The following is a 10791-nucleotide window of genomic DNA, read 5'->3' as shown; positions in this document are numbered from 1 at the left end:
TTCCTGTATTGTTCATAGACTATCCTGCCCTTGTATATAAGACTTTTATTGAGGTCATTAGTAGTGTTGCAGTGGGCGATTGGAGAAATATTGCAAATGTCTTGTCAGGTTTTTTTTTCTTTTCACTAATCATTTTAATGTTAAGTTTTGCTACATATCGCTTGGGGAAGAGAATAAAAAAAAGGGTGATACGTCATGGAAGAGCGTCAAGAATACATTGAGAAAGTATGTGATTATTATGACACAACAACTGAAGTTTATTTGAAATTTACGGGTACATCTCTGCAAGCCTGTCAGTTGTCACACTCACGAAAAAATACGGCCAGAGCGACTAATCTGTACTTGGCCGCCCGTGCTGGAATTCAGCCAGGTCACCGAATTTTAGACTGCGGTTGTGGCGTCTGCGGACCGAGCATTGACATTGCTTTGCACACTCAGGATGTTCGAATTGATGCAATTACACTTTCCGAAGTTCAGGCAAAAATAGCTAAAAATTTGATTCATCGGGCAAGGCTATCCTCGCGAATACATATCTATAGAAGCGATTATCATTTTCTTCCATTTTCCGATTCATCCTATGATGTTGTATTTTTTTTTGAATCTACAGGCTATGCTTATGATCGCCAACGCCTTTTTGAGGAAGTGTTTCGAGTGCTGCGTTCTGGAGGGAAGTTATATATCAAGGATGTATATTTCGCGAGTAAAGAGGATGTCTCGTCTGAAGAAAAATATGAGATGGCAGAATTTAATAGAATCTATGCACAGCAAACACCTACCCTTGAGGAGAATATAAGCGCGATTTCTAATGCTGGTTTCGAGAAAATTCATTCTTGCAAGTTGGCTGGTATCACTACCAGGCGATTTGCTCAATATATGACTACCTACAAAAACGGCCGATCTGTCTTGACTGAATTTGGCAAACATCATTACTATCCAAGCAAATACTTGTCTCTTTTGTGCGAGGAAATTACAGCGCGGAAACCTGATTCCTGACATTCGCGATGAAATTCTTTTTGGATAAAACCTAAATATCTACGCTTTATAGATGAATAATTCATCAATTAGAGGATAAGTATGAAGATCTGTCTCATCACCTTTCAATATCCGCCGTATCCTGGAGGAGTGGGAAGTGCAATTTATCGAATCGCCAGAAATCTGGCAAAACAGGGTGTTAATATCCATATTATCGCACCGGGGCCTCATCAATTAAGAGATAAAATATCACCTGTCACAGAAGATGGCGTGATAGTACATCGAACATTTTCAATATTGTCAGATCATTATGCTGATCCGCATGGTTTACAGGTGCTTGGCAATTATATTATACAACTTCACAAAAAACAGAATTTTGACTTAATACACGCAGCTTTTCTTTTTCCTCCTGGTTTCTTGGGTGCAATCGTTGCCGCAGAAGTCAAGCGACCTCTTATCGTCAGTGTTCGAGGTAGCGACTGGGAAGTTTTGCGATATAGCATCCAACACTTGGCAAATCTAAGATGGGTATTAGAACAAGCAGCTTATGTAACGTCAGTGTCATCTGAACTCTTAAAAAAAATACGTCGAATGGTCAGGATCAAAGAAGGGAAGTTCATTCCCAATGTTTTTGATGCATCAATATTTGATGCACGCACACTTTCAAAAATCAGAGGAGAGCATAATCATAAACTACAAGTACTGATCGAAACCTTTTTACGAATGAAATCAGAGGGAAGAATCGTCATCGGAACTGCTGGATTTTTTCGGCCTATAAAAGGATTTCACGTTCTCTTAAAGGCATTTGGGAAAATTGTTGAAGTTTATCCCGATACTCGCTTGCTCGTTGTTGGTCGGCTTGCAAGACAAGCCTACAAAAGAGATATGTTGCAGCAAATCAGTGATATGGGGATCAAACGGCAAGTAGTTTTTACGGGTTATATTCCACATCCAGAAGTGATGGCGTGGATGAACGAGATGGATATTTTTGCATTCTCTTCGCTGCATGAAGGTTCGCCCAATGCGCTCATAGAAGCGATGGCCTGTGAACTACCCATCGTGGCCTCTCGCGTAGGTGGTATTGTCGATATAGTTGAAGATAATAGGGATGGCCTTCTCGTTCCCGCAGATGACGCCGATATGTTATCGCAAAAGTTACAATGCTTAATTCAGGACAAGGAACTCAGAGAGAGGCTTGGCAAGGCCGCAAAACATAAAGTAGAAAACCGATTTTCCCCAACTCAAGAAACGAAAAATTGGCTTGAAATCTATCATCTTGTGCTGAACAAATAAGCTTTCTGGCCTTATCGCATAACCCCCAACTGGAAGATATGCTGATGCGTTTCATAAAAGTATTTATCCCTTTCATCATAACCGTTTTGGTCCCGTATATAACGACTACGGCACAAACCCTGCATTCAAAGGATGTATTTGCGAAAAAAAAACACCGAATCAGTATTGACGCCGGACTGGCAAATTACACAAACAGAGATGATCTGGCATCGCCACTGTTATATAAAGGCTACGACAAAACAATCGCATTTTCGTACACTTATAAGGGAAAAAAGAATTGGCATTGGGTGCAAATACGTATAATTACAGGTGAGTTAAAAACATCTTCGCTCAGAAATTTCGCTGACCATTATTATGGGCAATTACAATACGGGTATGCACATCTGATGTCAGGAAGGACCAATACCAACATGACCTTTTGGGTGGGGGGAAGTTGGGATAATATAGCTTCTGTAAGAAGATATTCTTTTTTTCCCTCTCTTTTGCGTCAATCAAAAGGTATAGCAGCTTCGACCCTGAATATCAATCTTTTGTGCGAGTTATCATTTCTTAAAAAACAAAGGGTTATTTTTTTATCATCTGCTCCTGTTTTAAGTTATTTAGAGCGAAATGGTTATGTTGTAGGCAACACGATTCATCAGTTGACTAGTCTAAATAACTATCAACGCTTTCAGTTTTCCTCACTTTATGAACGTCCCCTTTCTGCTTATTTCAAATTACGCCTGACATATTGGTTTCTCTACCAGCGGTATTCTCAACCTCAAAAAACAATTTCAGTCTTCCACGGCCTGAGTGGGGGTATCTCGTTCCAATTCTGAGAGGAATAGGCATTGCATTTTTTGACTCGAATTGTTTTCCTTACCTTCTTACCCGTATTGCTCTCTTGTGGCGAAACCCTGGTCGGTTCTGATCCTGCCAACACACCGCAGAACAATTTTCAAATTTTATGGGATGAATTTGACCGCTATTATGCCCTGTTTGAGGCTAAAAACGTCGATTGGAATGCCCTGTATGACATCTACGCGCCGCAAGTCACCGATCAGACGAATGATCGCGAGTTGTTTGACATTCTTTCTGCTATGCTGACGCACTTAAACGATGTTCATGTTCAGCTAATCACACCGTTTGAACGATTCAACTCAAGCTATGCAAACTATCCAAACGGAAAACCCGCAGGAACTCTCAATCTATCTCTTGTGAAACGCAAATACTTGCGCTCTGATTATCAAACCACAGGGAATGGTGTTTTTACTTCTGGCCAAATTTCTGATACCATAGGCTATGTACATATCGAGACTTTTGGTAGTGACACATACCAGGCCTGGGTAGAAGCGATAGATCCCATTGTGAACGAGTTTGTTGATCACAGGGGTTTCATTGTCGATATAAGAAATAATAGTGGAGGACACGTTTTTAACGTTGAAGCAATCGCGGGACGCTTTGCAGACCAGGAGCGATTGTACGCTCTTTCTCAAAGACGCAATGGTCCCCGACATTCAGATTTTGCTCCTATTCACGAAAGATATGTCGAGCCTGTAGGGAACAAGCAATTCAATAAACCCATTATTGTACTCACGGATAGAGGGACAATAAGTGGTGCGGAATATTTCGTATTGGCGATGAAGCAATTTCCTTATGTTCGAGTAGTCGGAGATTTTACATTGGGAGGCCTGTCGCATCCTCTCTATCGAACACTTCCCAATGGTTGGACATACATAATTTCTATAGAAAAGACATTTTCGGCTGATCATGTTCTGTATGAAGGAGTTGGTATTCCCCCGGATATTCACGTTGCGATCTCGCCCGACGACATAGCTATGGAAAAAGACCCGGTTATCGAGATGGCAATACAATTGCTCGAATAGTTTTTATGAGGGGATAAGGAGAAGATTTGTAACATGCCTGATGTTGCGCGACACGTACTCGTAACAGGTGCTGCGGGATTCATTGGATTTCATCTCTCCAGACGACTGCTCGAAATGGGTCATTCGGTAGTCGGATTGGACAATGTGAACGACTATTACAACACCCAACTCAAAGAAGACCGCCTATCCATCCTGAAGCGAGAAAACGGATTCAAATTTGTTCACATGCATCTCGAGGACGAAGCGGGAATAGCAAACCTCTTCCGCGCAGAGAACTTTTCTCATGTCATCAACCTCGCGGGGCAGGCGGGTATGCCTTACAGCCTGAAAAATCCCCAGGCTTTTGTCAAAAGCAATGTCGTGGGCTTCCTCAACATTCTGGAAGGCTGCCGCCACAGCGGTATCGAACATCTGGTCTATGCATCCTCCAGTTCTGTTTATGGCTTGAACACATCCACCCCTTGCAACATCCATCAAAACGTCGATCATCCCCTCAGCCTGTATGCCGCGACCAAAAAAGCAGATGAACTGATGGCGCATGCGTATAGCCATTTATACGGCATTCCGACAACTGGATTGCGCTTTTTCACTGTGTATGGACCCTGGGGTCGTCCGGATGGGGTCGCCTATCTGTGGACCAGAGCCATCCTGGAAAATCGACCGATAAAAGTCTATAATCATGGAAAAATGCGCCGTAGTTTTACATATGTCGGCGACATTGTCGAAGGCGTCACTCGCGTCTTGTCAAATCCCGCAGCGCCAGCCCCCGAATGGACGGGACAATGTCCCGATCCGGGATCGAGTTCCAGCCCTTATCGGATTTACAATATTGGCAATCCGAATGTCATAGAATTGGAATATTTCCTTTCCCTACTGGAGGAATTGCTGGGCAAAAAAGCGATCCGAGAAGACTTGCCCATACGGCCTGGGGACTTCCCGGATAATGCAGCAGATGTATCGGACCTGATGCGAGATGTGGGCTACAATCCCACAACGCCCATAGAAACAGGACTTGCAAATTTCGTCGCGTGGTACAGGGAGTATCATAATGTGAAGCGCGTTTCCAAAGGTTCAGATAGGAGCCATTCAAAGCAACCCGTACCTTTTCATAAGTATTAGGCTTGAGATGCCTAAATGCGCTGTTGCTTGGGCACGATTCCTAATCTCTAAAATTGCATCTTCTGCTAACTAAAAAACCACGTCCTTTGGGCGTGGTTTTTTAGTTTATACTGCTAATGTTTTCGACAGGGATCAAAACCGCGATTGTTTGCTCTCCATACTGGTATGCACATCGATCAATACGGTTTTGCCATCGGCGTTTAATCGCTGTGCTTCTTGTAGTGCGGGGCGCATTTCGCCCACTTTTTTGACGGTGATGCCCACAGCACCCATGCCTTCGGCGATCTGGGCGTAGTTGCCCTGCATATTGGAAACGCCGTAGCGTTCGCGGGCTACGGGAAATCCGCCGGGATAAGTCGCCATGCCCCCGTTGTTTAGAAGGACGGTTGTGATGGGAATGCCTGCGCGGGCAGATGTTTCAATGTCCAGGCCGGACATGCCGAAGGCGCCATCGCCCATCATGTTGAGACAGAATTTGTCGGGGTGGGCGAGTTTGGCGCCGATCATCAGTGGGATGCCGAAACCGAGGTGGGTTGTTTTGCCCCAGCCGATGTAGCTGTGGGGTGTGGTTGCGGTGTAAAATGGCACGATTGAGTCGCGGGGCGCGCCGGCGTCGTGTGTGACAATGCTGTTTTCGCGGTCGAGTGTGGTGTTGATTTCGTTGATGACGCGATAGGGGTTGAGGGGTTCTTCATTTGAGGTCAGCAGGGGCGTCCAGGTGTCGAGCCATTGTTTTTTGGCATGTGCGATTTCAGCGGCGATCTGATCAGAATTTCTGGGTTCGCCAATTTGTGCTTTTACTTCGTCTATGATCGCTTGCAGGGTGAGTTTGACGTCGCCGATTAGTCCGATATCTACGGCTTCGTCTTTGTTGATGTCATCTGGGTTATCGGTGTTTTGGATGAGTACTTTGGCGGGGGGGACGGATTGGGCATAAGGCGTGCGGGTTAGACTGGATCCGAGCGCGAGCAGTACGTCGCAATTTTTAAGCCAGTGGTGTACAGGTCCTGTGGTTGCGCCGCTGCCAGCGCCGAGGGCGAGTGGATGGCGTTCGTCAAAGGCCGATTTGCCGGGCATGGTGCAGAATACGGGTGTGGCGGTCAGATCGGCCAGTTCTTCTATTTCATCTGTTGCACCGGCAAATACGACCCCGTGTCCCGCCCAGATTACGGGGTTTTTTGCGGCGAGTAGTGCTGTGACGGCATCTTTGATGTCGCCGGACGAGGGTACCTGTTGCGTGCGTTTTGGCGAGTGATAATTTTGCGCGTCGGCGGGTACTTCCTCTGCGCAGACGTCGGAGGTCATTTCGACTACGACTGGACCAGAAATGCCATTGCGAAGTGCGTGGAATGCGCGCCGCATTACGGTGCCGATATCTTCTGGTCGATAGATCGCCTCGACGCGTTTGACCCATCCGCGATAGGTGTGGGTTGCGGAAAAATTGGGACGGACTGCGATTTGATTGAGTCTTACGCCGCCGGGGAGGACCAGTATTGGGACGTTGTCGGCATAAGCCTGGGCAATGCCACCCATTGCGTTTTCTGCACCAGCCTGTGCTTGTATTGCCACGACGCCGAATCGCTGTCGGTTGCTGGTGCGGCTAAAGCCGTCTGCGGCCATTACTGCTCCGCGTTCGTGACGAAATGCGATTGGGCGAATGCTTTCTTTGGCTGCTGCTTCAATTAACGGATTGCTGGGATAGCAGGAGATCCATTCGACGCCTTCTTGTTTCAAAATGCGAGCGATGTATTCAATGCCGTTCATGAAAGTTCCTTGGGGAAAAGCTATTCTTTTAATGTTTCATTGAAAAAGTCAATTGTGCGTTGCCAGGCGAGCTTTGCCGCGGTTTCGTCATAGCGCGGGGTTGTGTCGTTGTGAAATCCGTGGTTGGCGTTTTCGTATATATGGGCCGTGTAAGTTACGTCTGCTTCTTTGAGCGCGGCTTCATAAGCGGGCCAGCCCCGGTTGATACGTCTGTCCAGTTCGGCATAGTGGATGAGCAAGGCGCCTTTTATTTTTGGCACATCTTCGACAGCGGGTTGGCGGCCGTAAAAGGGGACTGCGGCGGAGATGATGTCGGGGATGCGCACGGCAAGGGTGTTTGACATGCCGCCGCCAAAGCAGAAGCCTACGACGCCGACTTTGCCGGTGCATTTTTCGTGTGTGTGTAAATAACGCGCAGAGGCGATAAAGTCTTCTGTCATTTTGTTGCGGTCTATTTCGCGCTGCATGAGTCGGCCTTCGTCATCTGTGCCGGGATATCCGCCGAGGGGAGCGAGTGCGTCGGGGGCAAGAGCGAGAAAGCCTGCCGTTGCCACGCGCCGGGCAACGTCTTCTACGTAGGGATTTAGTCCGCGGTTTTCGTGGATGACGACGACGCCGGGTACTTTGCCTTCTGCCTGTGCTGGGGCGACGAGGTATCCGCGCGTTTTTTCGTGTCCTTCTGGTGACGGGTATTCTATGTATTCGGCGGTGATGCGTTCGTCGTCTGTGGCGATTTGCTGTGCAAGCGCGTAATTGGGCTTTAGACTGTCTAACAGAGCGGCAGCGGTTACGCCGCCGACTGCGAATTTTGCAGCGCGGTTTAAGAAGCCTCGCCGGTCTGTTTGTCCGTGGACATATTCGTCGTAGAGGTCGAGAAGTTCTTGATCAAAGTCAGTTGCTCGTTGGCGTTTCATAATGGATTTCCTTTCTGTGATTATACAATGCAAACGGCTTTTCAGGTTGCAGGGATTAATAATTCGGCGACGTTCTTACCTATTGTTGGAGGCGGTAAGACCCTGTTTTCTCGATGGGCGATTTCTAACCACTCATCAACAATTTGGCATAACGCCCGGTAAACTTCGACTTCATTATCGCCATGACAACACGGACCAATAATGCCCGGACAATAACCAATGAAACATTGGTCTTCGTCCGACCATTCGACAATTTTGATGTACTGAGCACTGTCGGTCATCGTTGAGATTCCCCTATGTTCCTTTTGACTTCTTTTTCCTGGTAAGGTTTAGCGTCATCACCGAGTTTTCCAGAAATTGTAACGCGCATACCTTTCGGATGTTCATAATTTCTATGACTACCTTTTCCACCTCGATTGATGAATCCTGCCCTTTCCAAATCACTGATTAACGCTCTTATCTTTCGTGGCATAGTTTATCCAACGGTCTCGCGTACACCATCCCATTCGCGCCATATATCGGTGAAGGCATCTACTCCAATTTCATCGATCTGGGTGTGTTTGGTCCTGAAGATTACGGCGTATCGAATGTCTGGCGAGGTGTTGGGGCAGCCGGTGTGTACCATGGCGTGATGGGCAAAGATTACGTCTCCCGCTTCGCCAGTTACAAATACTGGGCCTTCGGGTAGTTCGACATGGGGCATGTGGTCATCCAGGATCTGATGTCCGTGTTCTTTGAAGTAGTTTTCGAAGAAGTGATGCGATTTGGGCCATACGGTAAAGTTGCCGCCATTGGGAACGGGGACATCGTCGAGATATACGACCGCGAAAGATGTAAAATTCCGGTTATAAGTTCCGTCTTCGCGCAATCCGCGCAGCCGCTCACCTACGGCTTTAATGCCGTCCAGATGACCGCCACTTCTGCCCCATCCAATTTTTTCCGTTAAAGTATCTTTTGGAAGGCTGCCCGGTGGGAGCGGGAAATTGAGTTTGATACTTCCTACCTGACTGCGCTGCAAATTGCCTTCTCCCAATGCGGATTCGAGGAGAGAAAATACGGGTGTTTCGTTGAACAGGTCCGTAATGACTGGCGTGGCGTTGATTTCGGGAAATGGGTTGGTATTTCCTTTGCCTATTTCGGCATTGATGGCCTGCCGCGCGGCATCTACCATCACGCGGGGTACGGCACCCGAGACTTTGAGATAGCCTTCTTCGTAAAAGAAGCGCTTTTGGCTTTCGGTTAGTTCCATTGCGTTCTCCTCAGGTTCGCGTTTCAATTTTATCTCGTCCAAAATTATACCAGTTTCCAAAAAAAGCAACATTTTTACTGTGTTACTGATGTTACGCAGGTCTGTGGTTTTGTCATGCTGAGCGAAGTGGAACGGAGCCGAAGCATCTATTCCACCTGCGTTGGTAGAAGATTTTTCGACTCCGCTGCGCTCCTCTCAAAATGACAGGCTCATTATATTGTGCTTATGCGTAACATCAGCGTGTTAGACGATATAGCAAAACGCTTGATAATTTTTTTGTTTCATGCCATAATTTCACGGGGAGCGGAGGAAGGCAGATTTATCACCCTTACGATGACCTCAGTGCTGAGATAATATGGCACGGGGCGAAAGGAATGAAGATGTCCAGTTCTCAATCAGTTTATCGCGCTGCGGCTTTTGCCGATTTCAAGCCTGAGCTTTCGGCGCCCGGGGCTACGCCAGAGCGATTGGCGCATCTGGAGGAGCACGGTTTTGTCATTATTAACGATTTTGTCGATAATCCATGGATTCCCGTCCTCCGAGAGGCGGGTCGCCGCGTTACCGAGGCGTGCGCGCCAGAGAATGGGTACGACGAGATCGATTGTTCGAAGGGCTATGTACACCGCACGGGTAATGATGAGCCGTGGGCGATTCGGGGGCTTATCCATCCGGCTTTTGGGGAGCCGTGTTTTGCCGAGTTCCACGGTTCGCCAGATTTTCTGAGTTTTGTTCATTCGTGGTGTGGCGGGCTGGAGCCAGAAGATGTGGTGCTGGGTGGTTTGTTGCTGTGGTGCAATCCGCGGCAGAAAGAGAATAAGCTGAGTTGGCACCGGGATGTGACGTGGTGGGGCACGGGGGAGCGCTATTTTGCACAGCGGGATGAGCGGGGTAGTGATCCAGAGGCGTATTCCGAGGAAGTTGAGAAAAAGCGATGGGAAGAGATCCGCGCAAATAATGCGAAGTCTCTTAAGGAGCGGAATGGGGTGAGTATGTTTTTGGCATTGGCGGACGATGAGTGTCACGAACTCATACCGGGGAGCCACAATCGGTGGCGTACGCCTTTTGAGCACGATGTGCTTTTGCCGAAGGCGGTGAAGGAGCAGGGGGTACCGCATACGCCGAGTTGGAATGGCGAAGATCCATTGCCGGGACAGGTGGCGATCCGGCTCAAGGCTGGGGAAGCACTTATCCGAAATGGGGCGACGATCCATACGGGGCACACGGTTCCCGGTCGCGAGCGCAATACGTTGTCAATTGGTTGGTCGAAGTGGTCGGGACCATCTGAAGAGGAGCCTTCTGTGAGCGATGTGCGGCATGCATGGCAACTCGATCCCGCTGTGCGAGAAGCACTGCCACACGAGTGGATGAAGACGGCTTGGGATCGCTGGGCCGAGAGAACGAAGCTCGGGGATACGCTCGAGGACCGGTATCCGGGATTTGATATCAAGCGCGTCAAAGCTGGCGAGGTGATCGGTTGGCGCGGTGAACTGGAGCGGCAAGCGGCAGCGGCTGGCGAGGCGTGGGAGCGTTTCCAGACTGTGTCGTGAAGATTGTGCGATAGCAAGAAGCCCCCGGTGCGGTTATGGCGTCGGGGGCTTTTTTGTGGGTGGGATGT

11 protein-coding genes are annotated in these 10791 nt (G+C 48.0%); 6 read left to right on the top strand and 5 right to left on the bottom strand.

Annotated features, from left to right (window positions below):
• Positions 1–195 precede the first annotated feature (195 nt).
• The 5 genes from F4Y39_19635 (at position 196) to F4Y39_19615 (ending at position 5249) form a co-directional block, all read left to right on the top strand.
• A complete protein-coding gene (locus F4Y39_19635) occupies positions 196–993 on the top strand; it encodes a class I SAM-dependent methyltransferase (protein ID MYC15943.1) in 798 nt (265 codons plus the stop codon).
• An 81-nt stretch (positions 994–1074) separates the two neighbouring features.
• Positions 1075–2265 (top strand): glycosyltransferase family 4 protein, encoded by a 1191-nt coding sequence (locus F4Y39_19630; protein ID MYC15942.1) that lies wholly within the window; start codon positions 1075–1077, stop codon positions 2263–2265.
• A 44-nt stretch (positions 2266–2309) separates the two neighbouring features.
• Complete coding sequence (locus tag F4Y39_19625; protein MYC15941.1) at positions 2310–3083, top strand: hypothetical protein; 774 nt, start codon at positions 2310–2312, stop codon at positions 3081–3083.
• 12 nt (positions 3084–3095) lie between these two features.
• The gene (locus F4Y39_19620; GenBank protein MYC15940.1) at positions 3096–4130 is read left to right on the top strand and encodes a S41 family peptidase; all 1035 of its coding nucleotides are present in this window, start codon (positions 3096–3098) and stop codon (positions 4128–4130) included.
• Positions 4131–4163: 33 nt separating this feature from the next.
• Positions 4164–5249, top strand: a complete 1086-nt coding sequence (locus F4Y39_19615) for an NAD-dependent epimerase (protein MYC15939.1) — start codon at positions 4164–4166, stop codon at positions 5247–5249.
• A 132-nt stretch (positions 5250–5381) separates the two neighbouring features.
• Here the strand turns inward: F4Y39_19615 and F4Y39_19610 are convergent, their stop codons facing one another.
• Genes F4Y39_19610 through F4Y39_19590 form a run of 5 tightly spaced genes read right to left on the bottom strand, consistent with a single transcriptional unit; the run spans position 5382 to position 9248 of the window.
• A complete protein-coding gene (locus tag F4Y39_19610; GenBank protein ID MYC15938.1) occupies positions 5382–7013 on the bottom strand; it encodes a thiamine pyrophosphate-requiring protein in 1632 nt (543 codons plus the stop codon).
• 20 nt (positions 7014–7033) lie between these two features.
• Entirely contained in the window at positions 7034–7927 is an 894-nt protein-coding gene (locus F4Y39_19605) for a dienelactone hydrolase family protein (protein MYC15937.1), read from the bottom strand.
• A gap of 41 nt (positions 7928–7968) precedes the next feature.
• Positions 7969–8208 (bottom strand): hypothetical protein, encoded by a 240-nt coding sequence (locus tag F4Y39_19600; GenBank protein ID MYC15936.1) that lies wholly within the window; start codon positions 8206–8208, stop codon positions 7969–7971.
• Positions 8205–8399 carry an addiction module toxin, HicA family gene (locus tag F4Y39_19595; GenBank protein ID MYC15935.1) on the bottom strand — a complete coding sequence of 65 codons (195 nt, stop codon included), beginning with the start codon at positions 8397–8399 and terminating at the stop codon, positions 8205–8207. Before F4Y39_19595 ends, F4Y39_19600 begins: the two co-directional genes overlap by 4 nt.
• 3 nt (positions 8400–8402) lie before the next feature.
• Positions 8403–9248, bottom strand: coding sequence for a phytanoyl-CoA dioxygenase family protein (locus tag F4Y39_19590; GenBank protein MYC15934.1), 846 nt, complete (start codon positions 9246–9248; stop codon positions 8403–8405).
• A 308-nt stretch (positions 9249–9556) separates the two neighbouring features.
• Between F4Y39_19590 and F4Y39_19585 the strand changes: the two genes are divergently transcribed.
• Positions 9557–10723, top strand: coding sequence for a hypothetical protein (locus tag F4Y39_19585; GenBank protein ID MYC15933.1), 1167 nt, complete (start codon positions 9557–9559; stop codon positions 10721–10723).
• Positions 10724–10791 lie beyond the last annotated feature (68 nt).

Source organism: Gemmatimonadota bacterium, assembly GCA_009838845.1.
In the GTDB taxonomy this organism is placed as follows: Bacteria; Latescibacterota; UBA2968; order UBA2968; family UBA2968; genus VXRD01.
Note: the sequence above shows the minus strand (reverse complement) of the source record. Positions and strands in the feature narration are given on the sequence as shown.